This window comes from Streptomyces sp. NPDC093260, assembly GCF_040683715.1.
GTDB classification, from domain to species: domain Bacteria; phylum Actinomycetota; class Actinomycetes; order Streptomycetales; family Streptomycetaceae; genus Streptomyces; species Streptomyces sennicomposti.
The window spans coordinates 64481-84948 of the sequence record NZ_JBFBEK010000032.1; the positions used below are offsets into that span (position 1 = coordinate 64481).

The following is a 20468-nucleotide window of genomic DNA, read 5'->3' on the forward strand; positions in this document are numbered from 1 at the left end:
GAGCCTCGCAAGGCGGAACATCACCCGCGTACCGGAGGTTCTCGGGTGAGGTGACGACGCGGCGAGGTGCCGTGCCGGGCGCCTCAAGCCGGTGACCCCCTCCCGGTCACAGCACCAGGGACGCCGGGCGGCTCGTGCCGGGGGCCGGGCGCGGCACGGCGGCGCCGTCAGCCCATCGGGAGCAGCAGCGCCGGGATGGTCCGCTGCATGCGCAGGGCGTCCACCGACTCGGCCAGCAGCTCGTACTCGGTGGTCTCGTCACCGGCGGCGATCCGTACCAGCCGCCCGCCGGCCAGCTCGTCGGCCACGAGTTCCTGCCGGACCGGGTCGGCGCACCAGGCGCGCAGGATGCCTGGCACGTCGGGCACGCTCTGCGGCACGGGCATGAGGGCGCCCACGGGGACGTAGGGGGTGTCCGGGTCGGGGTCCAGCCGATCGGCGATCCAGGAGGCCCGGTCGCGCAGCCACCACAGGGCCAGGGCCAGGGTGGGCGCCCGGTAGGTGCCGAGCGGTACGCCGATGCGACGGCCGTCGCACACGCCGTACCCGGTGACATGGCACAGGAATTCGTCGTGCACTGCTCCTCCCCCGTGGCGTGGTTCGCCTGCTGGTTCGTGCCTCGCTCCCGGTGCGGCTCCTGTGCGGTGAACGTCCCTGACGTTCGAGTATGTTGACTCCTGAAACAGTGTCACCATGACTTTCCGGCCAGTCTGTTGGCATATTCCGCGGGCTTGTTGGCCAGAAATCCACGGACCCCTCGCCGACCGGGCATTACCCCGGCGGTAATCGACCCTCCTGAACGGGGCGGGCAGAGTGGAGCCATCGGATCGCCGGTCGCGGGGATCCGGGTCCCGACCAGAACCGACGCCCTCGATGGAGGCTGATTTCCCATGTCCGCACAGACCGACGTCTACGAGAACGCCGTCGCCCGTTACCTGGAGGCCTGGAACGCGAGCGGGCCGGAGGCGCTGGAGAAGGCGGTCGCGGCCGCCTGGACGCCCGACGGCAGCTACACCGACCCGCTCGCCGAGGTGGCCGGGCACGAGCAGATCGCGGCGCTGATCACGGCGGCGCAGGGGCAGTTCCCCGGTTTCGCCTTCCGGCTCAGCGGCGCCGTCGACGGCCACCACGACACGGCGCGCTTCTCCTGGGAGCTGGTGAGCGCGGCGGACGGCACGGCGCCGGTCGCCGGGTTCGACGTGATCACCCTGGACGGCGAGGGCCGCATCAAGAGCGTGCTCGGCTTCCTGGACCGGGTGCCGGCCGGGGCCTGAGACGGCGGCCCCGGGCACGACCACGAGGCGGCCGTCCGCCCCACGGGGGGGTGGACGGCCGCCTGCCGTCGTCCCGGAAGCCGTCGTCCCGCCTGCCGCCGCGCCGGAAGCCGTCGGACCGGAAGCCGCCGGGCCCACCGGTCGGCAGCCGCGGCGCGGCGAGGACGGTGCGGTCCGGTACCGGCGGGGGCCGGCCGGTGCGGTCCCGGGGTGCCTCCGCTACGGGCGCACGATCGCGTCGATGCGGGCCAGTTCCTCCGCGTCGAAGTCGAGGTTGCCGATCGCGGCGACGCTGTCCTCCAGCTGGCGCGGGCTGCTCGCGCCGACCAGGGCCGAGGTGACCCGGCCGCCGCGCAGCACCCAGGCCAGCGCCAGCTGGGCCAGCGACTGGCCGCGGGACTCGGCGATCCCGTTCAGGGCGCGCAGCCGCTCCACCAGCTCCTCCGTCACCGCGTCGGAGTCCAGGAAGGGGCTGTCGCTCGCCGCGCGGGAGTCCTCCGGGATGCCGTCGAGGTAGCGGGCGGTGAGCAGGCCCTGCTCCAGCGGGGAGTAGGCGATGGAGCCGATCTCCAGCTCGTCCAGCGTGTCGAGCAGGCCCTCGTCCTCGGGGCGCCGGTCGAGCATCGAATAGCGCGGCTGGTGGATCAGCAGCGGGGTGCCGAGTCCGCCGAGGATGCGGGCGGCCTCACGGGTCTGCTCGGCCGAGTAGTTGGACACGCCGACGTAGAGGGCCTTGCCCTGCTGGACCGCCGAGTGCAGCGCGCCCATCGTCTCCTCCAGGGGCGTGTCCGGATCGAAGCGGTGCGAGTAGAAGACGTCGACGTGGTCGAGGCCCAGTCGTCTCAGGCTCTGGTCCAGCGAGGACAGCAGGTACTTGCGCGAGCCCCATTCGCCGTACGGGCCGGGCCACATCAGATAGCCGGCCTTGGTGGAGATCACCAGCTCGTCGCGGTACGGCGCGAAGTCGGCCCGCAGCGCCTCGCCGAGCGCCGACTCGGCGGCACCGGGCGGCGGGCCGTAGTTGTTGGCGAGGTCGAAGTGGGTGACGCCGAGATCGAAGGCGCGGCGCAGGATGGCGCGCTGGGTCTCGGCCGGGCGGTCCGGGCCGAAGTTGTGCCACAGACCGAGCGACAGCGCGGGCAGCTTCAGGCCGCTGCGTCCGGTGCGCCGGTAGGGCATGTCGGCGTAGCGGTCGGGGTGGGCGGTGTACAACGCGACTCCCTGAGGGGTTCGGCACGGCGATGACCGGCTCCGGCGGGGCCGGAACCGCTGTCCCACTCTCGCGCGGCCTGCGGGCAGTGGTCCAACAGGAGAATGCGATGGGATTCAGCGGTTAGGGTGCTCAATCATGGAACTGCGTCACCTGCACCACTTCGTCGCCGTCGCCGAGGACCAGCACTTCACCCGGGCGGCGGAGCGCCTGATGGTGTCGCAGTCGGGTCTGTCGGCGTCGATCCGGGCGCTGGAGCGCGAGTTGCAGACCACGCTGTTCGTGCGCACCACCCGCCGGGTGACGCTGACGGAGGCCGGGCGGGCGCTGCTCGGCGAGGCGGAGCGGATCCTGGCCCAGGTACGGGCGGCGCACGAGGCGGTGGCCGCGGTGCAGGGCGTGCTGCGCGGGACGCTCTCGCTGGGGACCGAGCAGTGCATCGCCGGGGTGCATGTGGCGGGGCTGCTGGCCGCGTTCCGGCGGCGGCACCCGGACGTGGAGGTGCGGCTGCGGCAGGCCGGGTCCGGGGCGCTGGCGGACGGGGTCGCCGCCGGGCGGCTGGACCTGGCGTTCGCCTACCGGACCCAGCCGGACACCGACCAGCTGCGCTCGGTGGCCCTGGGGGGCGAGCCGCCGACGGTGCTGTGCCATCCCGGGCACCCGTTCGCGGCGGCGGGCGCGCCGCTGGGGCCCGGGGACGTGAGCGGCGAGGTCTTCGTGGACTTCCACCCTGACTGGGGGCCGCGCCGCACCACCGACGCCGCCTTCGCCGCCGCGGGCGTGCGGCGCACGGTGGCCCTGGAGGTCAACGACGTGCACAGCCTGCTGGACCTGGTGGACGAGAACCTGGGCATCGCGGTGGTCCCCCGGCACTTCCGGCACAAGCGGCCCTCGCTCACCGCGCTGCCGTTCGAGGGCGTCGGCGAGACGGCGTACGAGACGGTGGCCCTGCTGCCCGCCGAGCAGGCCACCAGCCCCGCGGCTCGCGCCCTGATCGAGCTGCTGGCGGCCGAGGGCTCGTTCTCCCGGGACCTGCTGCCCGCCTGAGAGCGGCCCCGGGCGGGCCTGACGTCCTCCGGCCGGGGCGTCCGGTCAGGGCCGGAGTTGCGGGCGCGCGGGCGGCCGCGATGCGCGATGGTGGACGCATGCATGCAAAGGACATCCTCATCGACGGCTACGACCGTATCCGGGAAGAAGTCCACGCCGTGATCGACGGCCTGTCCCCGGATCTGCTGAACGCGCGCCCGGCCGAGGACGCCAACTCCATCGCCTGGCTCGTGTGGCACCTCACCCGGGTGCAGGACGACCACGTCGCGGACGCGTTCGACCTCGACCAGGTGTGGCTGACGCAGGGCTGGGAGAAGCGCTTCGGGCTCGGCCTCGGCCGCACCGAGACCGGCTACGGGCACAGTCCGGCCGAGGTCGCCAAGGTGCGGGTCGACTCCGGCGACCTGCTGACCGGGTACTACGACGCCGTGCACGAGCAGAGTGTGCGGGCGCTGCGCGGCCTGGCCGCCAAGGACCTCGAACGCGTGGTGGACGAGGGGTGGGACCCGCCGGTCACCCTGGGCGTGCGCCTGGTCAGCGTCCTGTCCGACGATCTCCAGCACGTCGGACAGGCCGCCTACGTCAGGGGGCTGCTTCAGAGCGCGGCGGCGTAACCCGGCAGGATCACGTCCTCGATGAGGGCCCTGCGCTCGTCGAAGGGGATGAACGCGCTCTTGACCGCGTTCACCGTGACGGTGCGCAGGTCCTCGACGCCCCAGCCGGCCTGCTCGACCAGCAGGGACATCTCCCGGGTCATCGTCGTGCCGGAGACCAGGCGGTTGTCGGTGTTGAGGGTGACCCGGAAGCCGAGGTCCTTGAGCGCGGTGATGGGGTGGTCGGCGATCGAGGTGGCGGCGCCGGTCTGGAGGTTGGACGTCGGGCACATCTCCAGGGCGATCCGGCGGTCGCGCACCCAGGCGGCCAGCCGGCCGAGCTTGCCGTCCACGATGTCGTCGGTGATGCGCACGCCGTGCCCGATGCGCTGGGCGCCGCACACCTGGAGCGCCTGGTGGATGCTGGGCAGGCCGTGCGCCTCACCGGCATGGATGGTGAACGGCACACTCTCGCGGCGCAGGTGCTCGAAGGCGTCCAGGTGGTCGGCGGGCGGGAAGCCGTCCTCGGCGCCGGCGATGTCGAAGCCGACCACGCCCGCGTCGCGGTAGGCGACGGCCAGGTCGGCGGCCTCGCGGACCCGGTCGAACATGCGCATGCCGCACAGCAGGGTGCCGACGCGGACGGGCGTCCCGGCGGCGGCCGCCTTGGCCATGCCCGCGGCGAGGCCCTCCTGCACGGTCTCGACGACCTCGGTGAGGGTGAGCCCGCCGTTGGTGTTCAGCTCGGGGGCGTAGCGCACCTCGGCGTAGACGACGCCGTCGGCGGCGAGGTCGAGGACGTACTCCTCGGCGGTGCGCAGCAGGCCCTCGCGGGTCTGCATCACGGCGAGGGTGTGCTCGAAGGTGGCTATGTAGCGGACCAGGTCGCCGGAGTTGGCGGCCTCGTAGTACCAGGCGGCGAGTTCGTCGGGGTCGGTGGTGGGCAGCTGGTGGCCGACCGCGGCCGCGAGTTCCACGACGGTGGCGGGGCGCAGGCCGCCGTCGAGGTGGTCGTGCAGGACGGCCTTGGGGAGCCGGCGGAGGGTGTCGGTGTCGATGCGGGGCGCGGTCATGGGTGTGTCCTCGGGCAGGTGGTGGTTCAGGGGGGTCGCGGCGGTGCGTGTGCGTCAGTCGGCGGCCGGCTGGAGCAGGTCCCAGCGGTTGCCGTACAGGTCCTGGAAGACGGCGACGGTGCCGTACGGCTCGTGGCGCGGCTCCTCCAGGAAGGTCACTCCCGCCGAGCGCATCCGCGCGTGGTCGCGGGAGAAGTCGTCGGTGTGCAGGAAGAACCCGACGCGTCCGCCGGTCTGGTCGCCGATCCGGGCCCGCTGCGTGTCTCCCTTGGCGCGGGCGAGCAGCAGTGCGGTGCCGCCGTCCCCGGGCGGGCCGGGCGCGACGACGACCCAGCGGGAGCCGTCCGGGCGTGCGGCGTCCTCGACGAGCCGGAATCCGAGTGCCTCGGTGTAGAAGCGGACGGCCTCGTCGTAGTCGTCGACGACGAGGGTGACCAGGGCTACGCGTCTCATCGGGGCCTTTCGGGAGGAGCGATTGACGGGTGAGGTTATACGTAAAACCTCCGGTGCGCCAGTTCGTCGTGCCCGAGGCCGCGTGCGCGGAGGGAGGCCGTGGTGCGGGGGCGGAACGACGCGGTATAGGGATACTCCGCGGAGGGAACCCCGTCCGTCGCCCGAGGCGCACGCGCCACCGCGAGACCCACAGGAGTTGAGCACGATGACCGAGCGGCCCAGGACCGCCGAGACCCCCGCCCGCCAGAACGTCACCTTCCCGAGCGCGGGCGGCACCGCCCACGGCTATCTCGCCCTGCCCGCCTCCGGCAGCGGCCCGGGCGTCCTCGTCATCCAGGAGTGGTGGGGCCTGACGGACCACATCGCCGACGTCGCCGACCGGCTCGCCGCCGCGGGCTTCGTCGCCCTGGCCCCCGATCTGTACGGCGGCAGCGTGGCGCACGACAGCCGGGAGGCGGGGCGGATGATGCAGGCCCTCCCGGTCGCCCGCGGTGTCGAACTGCTCTCCGGCGCGGTGGAGTATGTGCTGTCGCGGCCCGAGGTCACCTCGGACACGGTCGGCGCGGTCGGCTTCTGCATGGGCGGCGGCTTCGTGCTGTACCTGGCGGCCGTCGATCCGCGGGTGAGCGCGGCGGTGCCGTTCTACGGCGTCGTCCAGGGCGAGCTGCCCGACTTCTCCGGCCTGCGCGCGCGGGTCCTCGGCCACTACGGCGAACAGGACGGCACCGTGCCGCCGGAGCAGGTGGACGCGCTGCGCGAGACGATCCGGGAGCAGACGGGTGCCGCCCCGGACCTGCGTCACTACCCGGCGGGCCACGCCTTCTTCAACGACCGCCGCCCCGCCTACGCCCCCGACGCGGCCGACCGCGCCTGGCGCAGCACGGTCGGCTTCCTGCACGAACGGCTGGGCTGAGGGGAGAGGGCCGGGGTGCGGCGGGAGGCCGACAGCGGCCACGCGGCCGAGGCCGACGGCGGGCAGGCAGCCGGACGACCGGACCCACGGGGCGGCGGGCGGCCGGAACCGGGTGCCGGCCGAGCGGTAGCGGCTGCCGGCCGGGCGGGGGCGCGTGCCGGCCGGAAGCCGGGGCCGGTCAGGCGGCCGCGGTGTGCCGGGCGTCCAGCCGGGCCAGTTCCTCGTCGGTGAGGCGGATCGCGCCGGCGGCGACGTTCTCCACCAGGTGGCCGGGGTCACCGGTGCCGGGGATGGCCAGCACGTGCGGGCCCCGGTGCAGGGTCCAGGCGGTCCTGATCTGGACGGGGCTCGCGCCATGGGCCCGCGCGACCGCGTCGACCACCTCGTCGAGGTTCTCCGCCGCGCCCCGCTCACCACGCTCGCCGGCGATGGCGTAGAACGGCACGAAGGCGATCCCCTGCTCCTCGCACAGGCGCAGCAGTCCGTCGGCGGCGGGGGTGCGCAACCCGAGCCCGAAACGGTTCTGCACGCTCACCACCGGCGCGATGGCCTGCGCCTCGGCCAGGTGCCGGGGGTGGACGTCGGAGATGCCCAGGTGCCGGATCAGGCCCGCCTCGCGCAGATCGGCGAGCGCGCCGAAGTGCTCGGCGATGGACTCCTGGCGCATCCGGCGCAGATAGACCAGGTCCAGATGGTCGCGGCCGAGCTGGCGCAGGTTCTCCTCGACATGACCGCGCAGCTGGTCCGGGCGGGCGGCGGTGCCCCACTCGCCGTCGTACTCGCGGTGCGGGCCGACCTTGGTGGCGATGAGCAGGTCGTCGGGGTACGGCGCCAGCGCGCTGTTGATCAGCTCGTTGGCGGAGCGCAACGCGGAGAAGTAGAAGGCCGCGGTGTCGATGTGGTTCACACCGAGTTCGACCGCCCTGCGCAGCACGGCGATCGAGCGCGTACGGTCGCTCGGTGTGCCGAGGTGGAAGGCGGCGGAGCCGGTCAGCCGCATGGCGCCGAGCCCGATCCGGTGGACGGAGTGGTCGCCGAGTGTCCAGGTACCCGCGGCGTCCGCGGTGATCGTTTCCGAGGTCATCGGCGGAGTCTGGCACACGATCCGTCGCGGGAGCGGGGGGAGTTGCCGAGGAAGCACCGGCGTCCCGGCCCGACGGCCCCGCCCTCCGCGCTCTCTCCCCCCGCTCCCCGCCTGGCCGCAGGCCGGGCGGAGGACGGTGCGGACGGGCCGCAGCAGGCGCACCGGCGTCCGCGCGACCCGGCCACGCGCGGGAGGCGTGCAGGGAGCCCGAGGCTCGGCCGGGAGGCCGGGGTGCGCAGGGCACCGCCTCGGCTCCCGCCGGGCGGGGCTCAGCTCGCGAACGGCACCTGGGCCGGCCCCGCCGCCGACTGCCCCGCCGGGTGACGCCACAGCCCCTGCGCGGCCAGGCGCGGCAGCACCCCCTCGCCGAACCAGTACGCCTCCTCCAGGTGCGGGTACCCGGAGAGCACGAACTCGTCGATGCCGAGGGCGTGGTACTCCTTGATCCGGTCGGCGACTTCGTCGTGGCCGCCGACCAGGGCGGTTCCGGCGCCGCCGCGCACGAGTCCGATCCCGGCCCACAGATTGGGGTGGACCTCCAGTCCGTCGCGGCTGCCGCCGTGCAGCGCGAGCATCCGCCGCTGCCCCTCGGACTCGCTGCGGGCGAGTCCGGCCTGCGCGGGCGGTTCGCCCCAGGTGAGGTACACGTCGACATGACGGGCGGCGACCTCGCCCGCGACCGGGGAGGAACCGCCGAAGTAGATCTCGGGCACGGGGTCGGGCACCCGGGCGAGCCTCGCGTCCTCGACCCGGAGGTGCTCGCCGTGCAGATCGACGGTCTTGCCGTCCCACAGCCTCCGTACGACTTCCAGGAATTCGCCGGTCCGACGGTAGCGGTCGTCCTTGTCGAGGAAGTCGCCGTAGGCGCGCTGCTCATGGCTCTCGCCACCGGTGACCACGTTGAGGAGCAGCCGGCCGCCGCTGTGCCGCTGGAAGGTGGCGGCCATCTGCGCCGCCAGGGTCGGGGAGACGAAGCCGGGCCGGAAGGCGACCAGGAACTTCAGCCGCTCGGTGTGCCGGCTGACCATGGCGGTGGTCAGCCAGGCGTCCTCGCACCAGGCGCCCGTGGGGGTGAGCGCGCCGACGAAGCCGAGGTCCTCGGCGGCCCTGGCGATCTGGCTCAGATAGGCGACGGTCGGCGGCCGGTCGCGGCCGGAGGCGGTGGCCGGGGTGCCGTGGCCGCCGCCGACCACATGGCGGCTGTCGCCGTTGGTGGGCAGGAACCAGTGGAAGGTGAGGGACACGGGGGTCTCCGATCGCGCGTCTGCGAAGGCGTGGGCAGCGGGTGGGGCGGGCCGGGTCAGAGCAGGCCGTGGCGGGGCGGGCGGGTGCGGATGTCCTGCACATGCTTGGTGCCCGCCTCCGACTGGGCGTTGCCGAGCCGCCGCCCGGCCAGGACCTCCGCGAGGAGGAACTTCCGCTGCTCCGGCGTTCCCTGGCGGCACATCACACTGACGTAGACGAAGTGGCTCTGCGGGATCTGGGCGAGGCTCGGGTCGGCGGAGCCCAGGCTCGCCGAGTGCGGTGAACTCGTCCTTGAACCAGCCGGAGACGACGTTCACGGCGAACCGGCCGCCCGACAGCTGGTCGGCGGTGGCGCCGAACTCGGCCAGGACGCCCGCGTGCCACAGCCCGGGGTGGGCGGCCGCGATGACCGTGAGGCGTTCGGTGGCCGGCAGAAGGGCGAGGCTGAAGCCCGTGGAGTCGTGCTGGTACTCGGCGCCGTAGCTCGCCATGTAGCGGACCTGGGTGAGCGCGTACTCGAAGCCGTTGTTCTCCGCGAGGACGGCGAGTTCGCGGTTGTAGTCGTATTCCCAGTCCGTGCGTTGCTCGATCTTGCTGGTGACCAGTCCCCCGCTGACATTGGGGACCCAGTAGGCGAACTTCGCCGGTGCTGCGGGCATAGGGAACTCCTGCCTGCGCGAAAAGGCGGGGAAATGGAGGGCGCCTGAACGGCGGGGGTTCACGCGCACGCCGTATCGCACGGCCGGTCCCGGGCGGTGAACGCGCGGGCGGCACGGAATTCAGGCGGCGCGGTGGATACGGACGGTGCGGTGGACGCGGGCCGTGGCGGCGGCTGCCCGGGCGCGGGGCGCGGCAGCCGGGCGGAGAGTGGGGCGGCGGTGGATCAGACCGCGAGCCGACAGGAGGCGCTGGAGACACGCGCGAGATCGACATGGCGTCGCCGCGTGAGGTCCAGTCGCGTCTTCATGCCGTCGATCGTGGCAGCCGCCGGTGAGGACAGTCAAGGAAAACCCGACCGGTCTCGTATCCCGGACCATTGAATTTCACGAAGGTGTGACAGGGAAACCCTTGAACGCGCCGGAGAAAAGGGCGCACTGTGCCGGAGTGCGTACAGAACAGCTGGAATACATCGCGGCGGTCACCCGCCTCGGTTCGCTGCGCCGGGCCGCCGAGGAACTGCACGTGTCCCAGCCCGCGTTGAGCGAGACCGTGCGCAATCTCGAACGGGAACTGGGGGTCGATCTCCTGGAGCGCAAGCGGTCCGGGGCGACGATGAGCGCCCCGGGCCGGGAACTGCTGCCGCACATCGTCGGGGTGCTGGAGGCGGCGGACCGGCTGCGCGCGGCGGCCGGCGAGCAGCACCGCATCAGCCGCATGGTGCGGGTCGGCACGGTCAACGCCGCCACCGTCCCGTTGCCGATCCCCGTGGTGCGGGCCTTTCGCGCCCTCCATCCGGTGACCCAGGTGGAGGTGGTCGGCACACAGCAGACGGACATCCACCGGGCGCTGTCCGAGGGAGGGTTCGACCTGGGTCTGGTCAACCATCTGGAGGGGGACGACACACCGGCCGGGTTCGAGTCCACCGAACTGCTCAGCGGCCGGCCGGTGGTCTGCGTGCGCCCGGACAGCCCGCTCGCCCGGCGGCCGGCCGTCTCGGTGGACGAGCTGCTCGGCGAGCCGCTGATCGCCATGCGCTCGGGCTATGTCATGCACCGCTATGTGCACCGGCTGCTCGACGGCCGGACGCCGTCCTTCTCGTACTCCACCGACGGCGCGGAGATGGGCAGGCTGATGGTCGCCGAAGGACTGGGGGCGACGGTGCTGCCGGACTTCAGCGTCGTCGGCGACCCGCTGGAGCGGCAGGGACTCATCACCCACCGGCCGGTCGCCGGGGACGGCACCCGGGTACTGCTGATGCTCCAGCGGCGCCGGGCGGAGTCCGTGCCGCGGGCGGCTCAGGACCTGCACGACGTCTTCGTGCGCACGGCCCGGGACCTGGGCGGGACGCCCAGGTCCTGACACCGGGGCGTTCCCGCTCGCTCAGTCGCCCTCGGGAGCGGGCACGACGACCAGGAAGGCGTCGTCCTCCAGATCCATCACCACCGTGGCGGGCTGCCCCTCCGCCCGGCGCCGCGCCGCGTACTCCTCGGCCGGCCACGACCCGCGCGGAGATCCCGCGGGAAACCGTTCCAACACCTTCGCACCCATACCGGCAGACACCTCCGCGTGTCTCCATCCACTGCCCCGAACAGGCGTGACTCCTTTCCTCCGCCTGCCCGCAGCGGACCGGAACATGTCCGCGCGCCGCCGTTCCGCCCGCCGGACGGGGTGGGCCGCGGCTCCTGGCACGGACCCACCCCGGTGCGGCGCCGGCGGACGCCGGGCGTCAGGCGACGTCGAGCGCCGTGTCGTCGAGGACGAACGACGTCTGGAGCTTGGAGCCCTCGGTGCCGGTGAACTTGACGGTGATCTTCTGCCCGGCGTAGCCGCCGAGGTCGAAGCTGCGCCGGGTGTAGCCGGTTGAGGCGTCGAGGTTCGAGTACGTCGCCAGGGTGGCGAGGACGGCGCCGGAGCTGTTGAGGACCTGCGCCTTGAGGGTGTCGTAGGCGGTGGTGGTCGTGGTCTCCGCGGTGTCGACGTGGAGATAGAAGCTCAGCGTCGCGTCGCAGCCGGCGGGGACGGTCACCGACTGCGAGAGGGTGTCGGTGGCGGCGGTGCCGGTGCCGTCGAGCCAGGCGTAGTACGAGCCCGAACGGGCCTTCTCACCGGTGGAGGCGGTGATGACCCCGCTGGTGGCGCTCCAGGTGGTGGCGCCGGACTCGAAGCCGGCGTTGCCGAGCAGCTGCGCGGCCGTGCAGGATCCGGTGCCGGGGTCGCCGCCGCTGTCGGCGCCCGAGCCGGCCAGCCACGCGGTGGCGTTGAGGGCGAGGGCGGCGTTGGTTGCGCCGGAGTCGTTCCAGCCGTCGTAGAGGGTGTTGCCGGACTGGCCGGTGCCGTCGTCGATGGGCGAGCTGTCGCCCCAGAAGGCGACGCGGCCCTTTCCGAAGGCGCTGGTGACGAAGAACGCCCCGGTGGTGCCGGAGTAGCCGCCGCGGTAGACGAGGCCCTTGACGGCGGGGTTGTCGGCCGGCTTGAGCGTGGCCGTGGTCCCGTTGGCGAACAGGCTCTTGGTGACCGTGCCGAAGGAGCCGTGCAGCACCGGGTCGGTGCTGTCGTTGACGGCCGCCGGGTAGCCGGAGTCGATGTTGAGCGAGTCGATGGAGAAGCCGAACGGGTCGGTGGAGTCGACGCTGTTGTTGCTCATGAGATCGTTGAGGATCTGCACCGAGTCCTTGCCGTCGTTGTTGCGGTCGGACGCGGTGTGGTCGGAGATCATGAACAGCCCGCCGCCGTTCTTGACGAAGTTCATGATCGCGGTCTTCTCGGCCGCGGTGAACACCGTGTTCGGCTCGGGCAGGACGAGCGTGTCGAACTTCGACAGATCGGTCGCCGACGAGCCGCCGTACGCGAGGCTCGCACCGGACGGCAGCGTCTTGAGGCTGTAGCCGCCGGACTTCTGGAGGGCCACGCCCCAGGAGGAGAGGGCGCCGGTCCAGTCGGTCTCGGCGGACGGGGAGGGGTTCTGCCCGAGCGGATCGGGCTGGCTGGTGGAGATGATCCAGTCGGCGTTACCGGCCGTCTCGGCGTGGGCGTTGTCGAACAGGACGCGATGGGTGGCGGCGGCCGCGTGGGCGGGCGCGGCGCCGGCGGACGCCTGAAGGGCGGCCGAGGCGGCGAGCAGCCCGAGGGCGGCCAGCGCGGTGGTGAGCCTGTGGGGGAACCTTCGGGTACCGAGCATCCGGCGAACCTCCGTGTGGGGTGAGGGGCGGTGCGGGTGCTGCGTCTGCGCGCGTAGAGCAGCCGAGCGGGCCGAGTTTTCTACACGCGTCGACCGATTGAAAGGTACATGGCATAGCTGAACGGTGAACAGAAAGTCCCGGCAATGACACGAACGGAGTGCGCGCGGCTCCAGCGGGCATGCGAACACCGCAAGGGCGTACGACGAGAAGGGGCGAAGATGGAGATCGGCGGCATCATCAGTGCCATCGTCATCGGCATCATCATCGGTGCGCTGGGACGGCTCGTCGTCCCGGGCCGGCAGCACATCGGCATCCTGTGGACGATCCTCATCGGCATCGTGGCGGCGCTGATCGGCGCGGCCATCGCGAGCGCGCTCGGCGTGGACGACACCAAGGGCGTCGACTGGATCGAGTGGCTCATCCAGATCGCCCTCGCCGCGGTGGGCGTGGTCGCGCTGGACCGGGCGAAGGGGGGCAGCCGCTGAACCCAGGGGCGCGGCTTTCGACCGGACGGTGACTCCCGCCCGGCCGCGCCCCGCTCAGACGCCCATGGGGCCGGCCGAACCGTCCAGCGACGGTTCGGCCGGCCCCTGTCCGCGTCCACGGCCGCCTGTACGGCTGCGCGGTCGTACGCCCGCGCCCGCGGCGGCCGCGGCGGGAGTCGGCCCGGTGCTACGGCTCGTAGACGTACGGCGTCGTCGTGGTGAGCGCGGCGAAGCCGAGGCGTTCGAGGATGGGGCGGCTCTGGGCGGAGGCGTCGACGTGGAGGTGGCGGTAGCCGCGGTCGGCGGCGATCCGGGCGCGGTGGGCGACCAGGGCGCGATAGACGCCCCTGCCCCGCCACCCGGCCACGGTGCCCCCGCCCCACAGGCCCGCGAAGCCCGTGCCGGGCGGCAGTTCCATCCGGGCCGCGCTCACCGGCTCGTCACCGGCGAGGGCGAGCACGGCGACCAACGTGTCCGGTGCGTCGGTGAGTTGGGCGAGGACACGGTGGCGCAGACGGGAGCCGTCCGTCCCGAAGGCCCGCTCGTGCACGGCGACCAGCAGCTCGACGTCGGCGGCGTCGGCGACCGTGCGGAACCGGATGCCCTCGGGCGCCCCTGCGTCCAGGTCCAGGTCCGCGATGTCGGCGACCATCAGGGTCTCGTCCGGCTCGGGCACGAAGCCCGCGGCCAGGAGACGCTGAGCCAGGTCCGCGGGCCGGTCGTGACCGTACAGCTTCCACTCGAAGGGGTGGCCCAGCGCGCCGAAGCGGGCGATCTGCTCGGCGATCGCCGCGGCGGCGTCCCCGTCGTCCAGCGCCGACCACAACACGCCGTTCCAGTCGTCGGCGCTGTCGCCGACGTGGCGCACCACCCCCCCGACGCGTTCGACGCGGGCGCCCGGCCCGTCGGCGCGGGCGCCTTCGCGCAGCTCTCGGTCGTAGCGGGCGAGCACAGCGGTGTGATCCATGCGGTCACTTCAGCAAAAGGGGGGGCCGGTGGCAACGCGTTTTACGGCGCGGGGTCCGGGGCCGGGCGGGGCGGCGGTGCGAGCGCCTCGCGGCTGTGCGGGGCGCGAGGACACCGCACGGCCCGGCCGCCGGCCGGGCCTGTCGGGGCCCGGACCGGAGGCCGGGCCGGAGGAGGAGACCGGACGAGGAGGACACCCGGGGCGAGCCCCGCCGGTCATGTCGTCTCACCGGCGCGCTGGGGCCGTCGCGTGGTCGGGCGTCCGCCTCAGCGGGTCGCGCCGGGGCGGCAGCGGCGGTACAGGACCGCGCCGCCGAGCAGGAGGGCCGCGCTCGCGGCGGCGGCCGGCAGCGTCGCGTCCGCGCCGGTGTGCGCGAGGGACGGCTGCGTCCTCGGCGCGGCCACGGGGTGCGGCAGCGGCTTGGGCGCGGTCCGCTCGGGCGGCGCGACGGGCGCGGGGGCCGGCTCCTGCGCGGAGCCGTTCGTGGAGGTGTTGCCGGTGGCGGGGTTGCCGACGCCCACGACGTTCACGCTGTTGCCGGTGACGTTCACCGGGACGTGCACCGGGAGCTGGACGACGTTGCCGGAGAGGACTCCGGGTGAATCCTTTCCGCTCGCCCGGGCCGCCGCGCCGTCGGTCGAGGACGCCCGGTCCTCGCCGGCGGACGTGTTGGCGCAGTGGTTGCCGGCGGCGGGGTTGAGCAGACCCACCACGTCGACCGTGTTGCCGCACACGTTCACCGGGACGTGCACCGGGAGCTGAAGGGTGTTGCCCGAGAGCAATCCCGGCGAGCCGACCGCGGCGCCGTCCGCCGCGGCACCGCCGTCGGCGGCGAACGCGGCGGACACCGGCACCGTCATCACCATCGCGCCTGAGGCGGCGACGACGGCGATCACTCCGTTTCGGGTAACCCGTTTCATAGGATCTGTGCCTTCCAGACTTGGTCGCGGGCGCTCGCCCGCACCGGGTAGAACGCCGGTGGACGACCGGGGTTATGGCCGACCGCCCTTCCACCCCTTCGGGCGACCCCGTTTTCGAATGCCCCGGTGAGCCTCGCACGGGCGGCCGACACGGCGGCCCGCCGCGCGGCGCGCGGGCGCGGGCCGCGCCCTCCGCTCACCGGGAGGCGGCTCGTGCGGGGGCCGTTTATGGTGAGCGAGGGCGTTGTCCCGGTCCGCGGCGGCGCGTCCCTGGAGGCAACGATGCGGGCGAAGTCGTCGACGCGATGCGCGGCCCGGCGTTGTGCGGGCGCCGCGGCCGCCGCACTGGCCCTGTCCGGTTCCGTGCTGCTGCCCCCGGCTTCTCCGGCGGCGGCCGCGAGCGGCGGACAGCCGGGCCTGGAGCGCTTCTACCGCCAGAAGGTGACCTGGTCGGCGTGCGAGGCCGGCGCGCCCGGGGACATGCAGTGCGGGAAGGTCACCGTGCCCGTCGACTACGCCCACCCGGGCGCGGGCACCCTCGACCTGGCCCTGGCCCGCTACCGCGCGACGGGCACCGCCAAGCGGGGCTCGGTGGTGCTGAACTTCGGCGGGCCGGGCGGCTCGGGCGTCTCCGGGCTGGCTTCCGACGGCAAGCAGTTCATGGACCTGACCAACGGCTACGACGTGGTCTCCTTCGACCCGCGGGGCGTCGGCCGCTCCGCCCCCGTCAGCTGCGGCGTGGACGGGTCGAGCGCGGACACCGGCGGCGACACGGCCGACGCCGACCTGGCCGACGCGCAGGCGGCGCGCAGGGCGCTGGAGGAGTGGAAGAACGTGGCGGCCCAGTGCGCCCGGCACTCCGGGCCGGTCCTGCCCCACATCGGCACCGTCGACGCGGCCCGCGACCTGGACGTGATACGGCAGGCCCTCGGCGACGGGAAGCTGAACTACCTCGGCTTCTCCTACGGCACCCGGCTCGGCGCGGTCTACGCCGCCGAGTTCCCCGGCAAGGTGGGGCGGGTGGCCCTGGACGGGGTGGACACGCTGACCGAGTCCCTGGCCGAGCAGGGCCGGGTCGCCGTCGAGGGCCAGCAGACGGCGCTGGACGACTTCCTCGACTGGTGCGTGCAGGACATCGCGTGCCCGTTCGGCCAGGACCGGCGCCGGGCCGGCGACCAGGTGCTCCAGCTCGTCCGGTCGCTCGACGAGAACCCGGTGCCCACCGGCTCCGGCGGCAAGCTGTCCGGCCAGGACCTGGTGGGCTCGATCGGCCAGGCGCTCTACAGCCGGTCGCTGTGGCCGTCCCTGGAGCGGGCGATCGCCTCGCTGGTCGAGGACGGGGACACCCGGGGCGTGCAGGCCTTCTCCCCGGCCGGCGCCGCTCCCCCGGGCCCGGCGGCCCGGCAGCGTCCTCCGGTCCGCTCGGGCGACGGGACCGCGGACGGCGGTGCGGTGCCGCCGGACAACACGGCGGCCGCGATGATGGCGATCAACTGCGCCGACGACCCCGACCGGCCGGCCGCCGGGCAGCTCACGAAGGACCTCGGCCGGCTCTCCGACGAGTACCGGCAGGCCTCACCGGTCTTCGGCCGCTACCGGCTCAACGAGCTGATGATGTGCTACGGGCGGCCCAGGGGCACCGACTACATCCGCGCGAGGGTCAAGGACGTGCACACGGCGAAGATGCTGCTCGTCGGCACGCGCGGCGACCCGGCCACGCCGTACCGGTGGACCGTGGAGACCGCGCGGCGGCTCGGCTCGTCGGCCGTGGTGCTCGACAACCGGGGCGAGGGCCACACCGGGTACGCGTCCTCCGCGTGCGTGCACCGGAAGGTGAACGACTTCCTGCTCTACGGCTCCCTGCCGCCGAACGGCAGCTCCTGCCCGCCGGACGCGGAGCCGGACGGCGGCGGGTGAGGGGCTCCCGCGCGGTGACCCCTCGCACGGTCGCCCCTCACCCGGCGGGCCTCACCCGGTGACGATCTCCGGGCGGTACAGGTCCAGCCACAGCGCGAGGTCGAGGGTCTTCTCCAGGCCGCGCCGCGCCGCCTGCGTGCTGACCGGGGTGTCCCGGTGGGCGGCCTCGCGCACCCGCTCGCGGTCGACCAGCTCGAACACGGGGTGGCCCGGCCGGGCCAGCAGGTCCTTGACGTGGCTCTGGAGGGCGAGCGCGTAGGCGGGGTCCTGGGTGGAGGGGTAGGGGCTCTTGACCCTGTCGTACACGGACTTGGGCAGCACGTCCGCGGTGGCCTCCCTGAGCAGGGTCTTCTCCCGGCCGTCGTACGACTTCAGGGACCAGGGCGCGTTGTAGACGTACTCGACGAGCCGGTGGTCGCAGAAGGGCACGCGGACCTCCAGGCCGACGGCCATGCTCATCCGGTCCTTGCGGTCCAGCAGGACGCGGACGAACCGGGTCAGGTGCAGGTGGCAGATCCGCCGCATCCGGTACTCGAAGTCGCTCTCGCCGTCGAGGCGGTCGATGCCGGCGATCGCGGTGCGGTAGCTCTCGGCGACGTACGTGGGCAGGTCGAGGGCCGCCGCGAGGTCGGGGCGCATCACGTCGCCGTCGTCCCCGAAGTCGCGGCTGAAGCGCACCAGCCAGGGGAAGGTGTCGGCGCGGCGCGCCTCCTCGTCGAAGAACTGGAGGTAGCCGCCGAACACCTCGTCGGCCGACTCGCCGGACAGGGCGACCGTGGAGTGGTCGCGGATGCTGCGGAACAGCAGGTAGAGCGAGGCGTCCATGTCGCCGAAGCCCATGGGCAGGTCGCGGGCGCGCAGCACCCTGGCCCGCACCTCGGGGTCGGCCAGGCTCTGCGCGTCCAGGACGATGTCCTGGTGGTCGGTGTCGGCGGCCTCGGCGACGTCGTGGACGAACGGCGTGTCGGGGGTGGACCGCAGTTCGTCGGCGACGAAGCGGTCGGCCTGGCCGACGAAGTCGACGGCGAAGCTGCGCACCTTCTCGCCGCGCTCGGCGAGCTGCCGGGCGGCCAGCGCGGTCATGGCGGAAGAGTCCAGGCCGCCGGAGAGCAGGGTGCAGCGGGGCACGTCGGCGACGAGCTGGCGGCGGACGATGTCGTCCAGGAGGGTGCGGACGGTGGCGACGGTGGTGTCGCGGTCGTCGGGGTGCGGCCGGGTCTCCAGCCGCCAGTAGGCGCGGGTGCTGAGGCCCGTGCGGTCGACGGTGACGACGGTGCCGGGCTCGACCTCGCGCATGCCGTCCCACACGGCGTGTCCGGGGGTCTTGACGAAGGTGAACAGCTCGCGCAGGCCGTCGAGGGTGACCCGGCGGCGGGCCAGCGGGTTGGCGAGGATCGCCTTGGGCTCGGAGCCGAACAGGACGCCGTCGGGCGTGGGGTGGTAGTAGAACGGCTTGATGCCCATGCGGTCGCGGACCATCACGAGCTTGTCCTGGCGGCCGTCCCAGACGGCGAAGGCGTACATGCCGTTGAGCCGTTCGGCGACGGCGTCGCCCCACTGGAGGTAGCCGCGCAGCACGACCTCGGTGTCGGAGTCGGTGGTGAAGCGGTGGCCGCGCGCGGCGAGGTCGGCGCGCAGTTCGGTGAAGTTGTAGGTCTCCCCGGAGTAGACGAGCGCGACCGTGCCGTCCGGGGTGGCGGCGGTCATGGGCTGGCGTCCGCCGGGCAGGTCGATGATGGCGAGCCGGCGGTGTCCGAGGGCGGCGGGCCCCCCGGTCCAGACGCCGCGGTCGTCCGGGCCACGGCAGGCCATCGTCTCGGTCATCGCGTCCAGTGTGGCGGCCTCGGCGCGCAGGTCGCGGTCGAAGGAGATCCAGCCGGTGATGCCGCACATGTCGTAACCTCCTGGCGAGAACCAGTTGCATCCTGCATCTATATGACGAGCGTGTGTCACCGGCGGCGGGCCGTCAACGCGGACGTAACACGAACGCCCGGGCGGACCTCGCACTTTCAGCCGCTCTTTGCTCTCGCGACACCCGCGGACCAGCCTCGGAACAGGGGCGGGCCGCCGGAATCCGGCCACGGGCAAAGATTTATCAATGGCCCGGATCGCATCCGATCACACCGCTCGCTCCGGGCGGGCCGGGCGGGGACGCGGGCCGGGCGGCCGGGTCGGGCGCGAGCCGGTCCGGGCGGACCGGACACCCCGGCAACCGGACGGCCACCGCAGCCGACCACCCTCCACGGCCGCCCCGATTACCCCAAATGCCCGATAGGGGAATCAGTCCTATGGTGCTGTCATGGAGCACGATCTGAGTCCCGCGACCCTGACCGAGCTGCGGCGCCCGCGCAGCTATCCCGCGGTGTCCGTGCTGACGCCGACGCACCGCCGGGAACCCGGCAACAACCAGGACCGGGTCCGGCTGCGCAACGCCGTGACCGAGGCCAAGAAGCAGCTGGAGAGCGATCCGGCGGTCACCCGGGAGCGGCGCTTCGACGTCGAACGCCAACTCGACCAGGCCCTCTCCGAGGTGGACCTGACCTACGCCGAGGACGGCCTGCTGATCCTCGCCGCCCCCGGTGAGCACCAGGTGTGGTCGCTGGGCCGCACCGTGCCGGAGCGGGTGGTGCTCTCCGACACCTTCCTCACCCGCAACCTGGTCTCCGCGCACGCCGCCGAACGCCCCTTCTGGGTGCTGTCGCTGGCCGCCGACCGCGTGACCCTGTGGAGCGGCGGTGGCGGTCGTGTCGTCGAGGACCGCGTCGGCGGCTTCCCGCGCACCCGGGACCTCACGGAGAACTTCGACGCCGAACGGCAGGAACAGATCGGCGACGCGCCGAGCACCTTCCGCGACGAGCGCACCCACCGCTTCCTGCGCGAGGCCGACGCGGCGATGGGCATGGTGCTGCGCCGCCACCCGCGCCCCCTGTACATCACGGGTCAGCCGGGGGCGCTGGCCGTCCTGGACGAGCTCGGCGGCGTCGCCCGGCAGGCGGTGCACGTCCCGCGCGGCGGCCTGGCGCACGGCTCCCCCGAAGCCGTGTGGCGGGCGGTCCGGCCGGTGCAGGAGGAGCAGGCCCGCCGGGAGACGGAGGCCGTTGCCCGGGAGCTGGAGGCGGCCCGCGGACGCAAGGAGTTCGCCGCCGGCGTGGACGAGCTGTGGCGCACCGCCCGGGAGGGCCGGGTCAGGCTGCTGGCCGTCGAGGAGAACTACCAGGTGACCGTGCGCGACGACGCCGGCGACCATCTGGTCCCGGCCGAGGGCGGTGATCTGGACGCCCGCGAGGACATCGTGGACGAGATCGTCGAGCAGTGCCTGGAGACCGGGGCCGAGGTGCGCTTCGTGCCGGACGGCATGCTCGGCGACGAGCAGTGCATCGCCGGCGTGCTGCGCTACTGAAGGCCGCCCCCGCCGGACGGCGTCTACGCTACGGCGTGATGATCGTCG

20 protein-coding genes and 2 pseudogenes are annotated in these 20468 nt (G+C 73.4%); 8 read left to right on the forward strand and 14 right to left on the reverse strand.

What is annotated here, in order from left to right:
• Nucleotides 1-167 precede the first annotated feature (167 nt).
• Nucleotides 168-578: a hypothetical protein gene (locus AB0N63_RS30655; RefSeq protein ID WP_365534021.1), complete on the reverse strand. Its 411-nt coding sequence runs from the start codon at nt 576-578 to the stop codon at nt 168-170.
• Nucleotides 579-890: 312 nt separating this feature from the next.
• On the opposite strand from AB0N63_RS30655, the gene AB0N63_RS30660 reads away from it, so the two are divergent.
• On the forward strand, nt 891-1274 hold the full coding sequence (locus AB0N63_RS30660) for a nuclear transport factor 2 family protein (protein WP_365534023.1): 384 nt from the start codon (nt 891-893) through the stop codon (nt 1272-1274).
• 219 nt (nt 1275-1493) lie between these two features.
• Here AB0N63_RS30660 and mgrA read toward each other — a convergent pair whose 3' ends face one another.
• A complete protein-coding gene (gene mgrA, locus AB0N63_RS30665) occupies nt 1494-2486 on the reverse strand; it encodes an L-glyceraldehyde 3-phosphate reductase (RefSeq protein WP_365534025.1) in 993 nt (330 codons plus the stop codon).
• A 136-nt stretch (nt 2487-2622) separates the two neighbouring features.
• Here mgrA and AB0N63_RS30670 point away from each other — a divergent pair, with 136 nt between their 5' ends.
• Together AB0N63_RS30670 and AB0N63_RS30675 are read left to right on the forward strand one after the other, a co-directional pair.
• Entirely contained in the window at nt 2623-3531 is a 909-nt protein-coding gene (locus AB0N63_RS30670; RefSeq protein ID WP_365534027.1) for a LysR substrate-binding domain-containing protein, read from the forward strand.
• 98 nt (nt 3532-3629) lie between these two features.
• Entirely contained in the window at nt 3630-4145 is a 516-nt protein-coding gene (locus AB0N63_RS30675; protein ID WP_365534030.1) for a DinB family protein, read from the forward strand.
• Here the strand turns inward: AB0N63_RS30675 and AB0N63_RS30680 are convergent.
• Entirely contained in the window at nt 4127-5197 is a 1071-nt protein-coding gene (locus AB0N63_RS30680) for an adenosine deaminase (protein ID WP_365534033.1), read from the reverse strand. The genes AB0N63_RS30675 and AB0N63_RS30680 overlap by 19 nt on opposite strands.
• Nucleotides 5198-5251: 54 nt before the next feature.
• Nucleotides 5252-5650 (reverse strand): VOC family protein, encoded by a 399-nt coding sequence (locus AB0N63_RS30685; RefSeq protein WP_365534036.1) that lies wholly within the window; start codon nt 5648-5650, stop codon nt 5252-5254.
• A 205-nt stretch (nt 5651-5855) separates the two neighbouring features.
• On the opposite strand from AB0N63_RS30685, the gene AB0N63_RS30690 reads away from it, so the two are divergent.
• Nucleotides 5856-6563 carry a dienelactone hydrolase family protein gene (locus AB0N63_RS30690; RefSeq protein ID WP_365534038.1) on the forward strand — a complete coding sequence of 236 codons (708 nt, stop codon included), beginning with the start codon at nt 5856-5858 and terminating at the stop codon, nt 6561-6563.
• A 178-nt stretch (nt 6564-6741) separates the two neighbouring features.
• Here AB0N63_RS30690 and AB0N63_RS30695 read toward each other — a convergent pair whose 3' ends face one another.
• The 5 genes and pseudogenes from AB0N63_RS30695 to AB0N63_RS30715 all read right to left on the reverse strand — a co-directional run bounded on the left by AB0N63_RS30695 (nt 6742) and on the right by AB0N63_RS30715 (nt 9859).
• A complete protein-coding gene (locus tag AB0N63_RS30695; RefSeq protein WP_365534041.1) occupies nt 6742-7647 on the reverse strand; it encodes an aldo/keto reductase in 906 nt (301 codons plus the stop codon).
• Nucleotides 7648-7916: 269 nt separating this feature from the next.
• Nucleotides 7917-8891: an LLM class flavin-dependent oxidoreductase gene (locus AB0N63_RS30700; RefSeq protein ID WP_365534091.1), complete on the reverse strand. Its 975-nt coding sequence runs from the start codon at nt 8889-8891 to the stop codon at nt 7917-7919.
• Between the two features lie 80 nt (nt 8892-8971).
• A pseudogene (locus AB0N63_RS30705) lies at nt 8972-9157 on the reverse strand (SfnB family sulfur acquisition oxidoreductase); the annotation flags it as partial.
• 49 nt (nt 9158-9206) lie between these two features.
• Nucleotides 9207-9551: pseudogene (locus AB0N63_RS30710) on the reverse strand (LLM class flavin-dependent oxidoreductase); the annotation flags it as partial.
• A gap of 224 nt (nt 9552-9775) precedes the next feature.
• Nucleotides 9776-9859 carry a putative leader peptide gene (locus AB0N63_RS30715; protein WP_365534094.1) on the reverse strand — a complete coding sequence of 28 codons (84 nt, stop codon included), beginning with the start codon at nt 9857-9859 and terminating at the stop codon, nt 9776-9778.
• A gap of 137 nt (nt 9860-9996) precedes the next feature.
• Between AB0N63_RS30715 and AB0N63_RS30720 the strand changes: the two genes are divergently transcribed.
• Nucleotides 9997-10911 carry a LysR family transcriptional regulator gene (locus AB0N63_RS30720; RefSeq protein ID WP_365534043.1) on the forward strand — a complete coding sequence of 305 codons (915 nt, stop codon included), beginning with the start codon at nt 9997-9999 and terminating at the stop codon, nt 10909-10911.
• A 21-nt stretch (nt 10912-10932) separates the two neighbouring features.
• Here AB0N63_RS30720 and AB0N63_RS30725 read toward each other — a convergent pair whose 3' ends face one another.
• A complete protein-coding gene (locus tag AB0N63_RS30725; protein ID WP_365534046.1) occupies nt 10933-11100 on the reverse strand; it encodes a hypothetical protein in 168 nt (55 codons plus the stop codon).
• A 178-nt stretch (nt 11101-11278) separates the two neighbouring features.
• The gene (locus tag AB0N63_RS30730; protein WP_365534048.1) at nt 11279-12730 is read right to left on the reverse strand and encodes a hydrolase; all 1452 of its coding nucleotides are present in this window, start codon (nt 12728-12730) and stop codon (nt 11279-11281) included.
• A gap of 219 nt (nt 12731-12949) precedes the next feature.
• Between AB0N63_RS30730 and AB0N63_RS30735 the strand changes: the two genes are divergently transcribed.
• Nucleotides 12950-13216, forward strand: a complete 267-nt coding sequence (locus AB0N63_RS30735; RefSeq protein ID WP_365534096.1) for a GlsB/YeaQ/YmgE family stress response membrane protein — start codon at nt 12950-12952, stop codon at nt 13214-13216.
• A 187-nt stretch (nt 13217-13403) separates the two neighbouring features.
• On the opposite strand, the gene AB0N63_RS30740 is transcribed toward AB0N63_RS30735, so the two are convergent.
• Together AB0N63_RS30740 and AB0N63_RS30745 are read right to left on the reverse strand one after the other, a co-directional pair.
• Nucleotides 13404-14183: a GNAT family N-acetyltransferase gene (locus tag AB0N63_RS30740; protein WP_365534050.1), complete on the reverse strand. Its 780-nt coding sequence runs from the start codon at nt 14181-14183 to the stop codon at nt 13404-13406.
• A 266-nt stretch (nt 14184-14449) separates the two neighbouring features.
• On the reverse strand, nt 14450-15103 hold the full coding sequence (locus tag AB0N63_RS30745) for a chaplin (RefSeq protein WP_365534052.1): 654 nt from the start codon (nt 15101-15103) through the stop codon (nt 14450-14452).
• A gap of 282 nt (nt 15104-15385) precedes the next feature.
• Here AB0N63_RS30745 and AB0N63_RS30750 point away from each other — a divergent pair, with 282 nt between their 5' ends.
• Nucleotides 15386-17020 carry an alpha/beta hydrolase gene (locus AB0N63_RS30750; RefSeq protein ID WP_365534053.1) on the forward strand — a complete coding sequence of 545 codons (1635 nt, stop codon included), beginning with the start codon at nt 15386-15388 and terminating at the stop codon, nt 17018-17020.
• A 51-nt stretch (nt 17021-17071) separates the two neighbouring features.
• On the opposite strand, the gene asnB is transcribed toward AB0N63_RS30750, so the two are convergent.
• Entirely contained in the window at nt 17072-18913 is a 1842-nt protein-coding gene (gene asnB, locus AB0N63_RS30755; protein ID WP_365534056.1) for an asparagine synthase (glutamine-hydrolyzing), read from the reverse strand.
• 406 nt (nt 18914-19319) lie between these two features.
• Between asnB and AB0N63_RS30760 the strand changes: the two genes are divergently transcribed.
• Complete coding sequence (locus AB0N63_RS30760; protein WP_365534058.1) at nt 19320-20420, forward strand: chemotaxis protein; 1101 nt, start codon at nt 19320-19322, stop codon at nt 20418-20420.
• Nucleotides 20421-20468: the final 48 nt, after the last annotated feature.

Bases quoted from the DNA above. Each gene is read 5' to 3' on its own strand.
- AB0N63_RS30660 (WP_365534023.1), top strand. From the start codon at position 891: ATGTCCGCACAGACCGACGTCTACGAGAACGCCGTCGCCCGTTACCTG.
- AB0N63_RS30670 (WP_365534027.1), top strand. From the start codon at position 2,623: ATGGAACTGCGTCACCTGCACCACTTCGTCGCCGTCGCCGAGGACCAG.
- AB0N63_RS30675 (WP_365534030.1), top strand. From the start codon at position 3,630: ATGCATGCAAAGGACATCCTCATCGACGGCTACGACCGTATCCGGGAA.
- AB0N63_RS30680 (WP_365534033.1), bottom strand. From the start codon at position 5,197: ATGACCGCGCCCCGCATCGACACCGACACCCTCCGCCGGCTCCCCAAG.
- AB0N63_RS30685 (WP_365534036.1), bottom strand. From the start codon at position 5,650: ATGAGACGCGTAGCCCTGGTCACCCTCGTCGTCGACGACTACGACGAG.
- AB0N63_RS30690 (WP_365534038.1), top strand. From the start codon at position 5,856: ATGACCGAGCGGCCCAGGACCGCCGAGACCCCCGCCCGCCAGAACGTC.
- AB0N63_RS30695 (WP_365534041.1), bottom strand. From the start codon at position 7,647: ATGACCTCGGAAACGATCACCGCGGACGCCGCGGGTACCTGGACACTC.
- AB0N63_RS30715 (WP_365534094.1), bottom strand. From the start codon at position 9,859: ATGAAGACGCGACTGGACCTCACGCGGCGACGCCATGTCGATCTCGCG.
- AB0N63_RS30725 (WP_365534046.1), bottom strand. From the start codon at position 11,100: ATGGGTGCGAAGGTGTTGGAACGGTTTCCCGCGGGATCTCCGCGCGGG.
- AB0N63_RS30730 (WP_365534048.1), bottom strand. From the start codon at position 12,730: ATGCTCGGTACCCGAAGGTTCCCCCACAGGCTCACCACCGCGCTGGCC.
- AB0N63_RS30735 (WP_365534096.1), top strand. From the start codon at position 12,950: ATGGAGATCGGCGGCATCATCAGTGCCATCGTCATCGGCATCATCATC.
- AB0N63_RS30740 (WP_365534050.1), bottom strand. From the start codon at position 14,183: ATGGATCACACCGCTGTGCTCGCCCGCTACGACCGAGAGCTGCGCGAA.
- AB0N63_RS30745 (WP_365534052.1), bottom strand. From the start codon at position 15,103: ATGAAACGGGTTACCCGAAACGGAGTGATCGCCGTCGTCGCCGCCTCA.
- AB0N63_RS30750 (WP_365534053.1), top strand. From the start codon at position 15,386: ATGCGGGCGAAGTCGTCGACGCGATGCGCGGCCCGGCGTTGTGCGGGC.
- asnB (WP_365534056.1), bottom strand. From the start codon at position 18,913: ATGTGCGGCATCACCGGCTGGATCTCCTTCGACCGCGACCTGCGCGCC.
- AB0N63_RS30760 (WP_365534058.1), top strand. From the start codon at position 19,320: ATGGAGCACGATCTGAGTCCCGCGACCCTGACCGAGCTGCGGCGCCCG.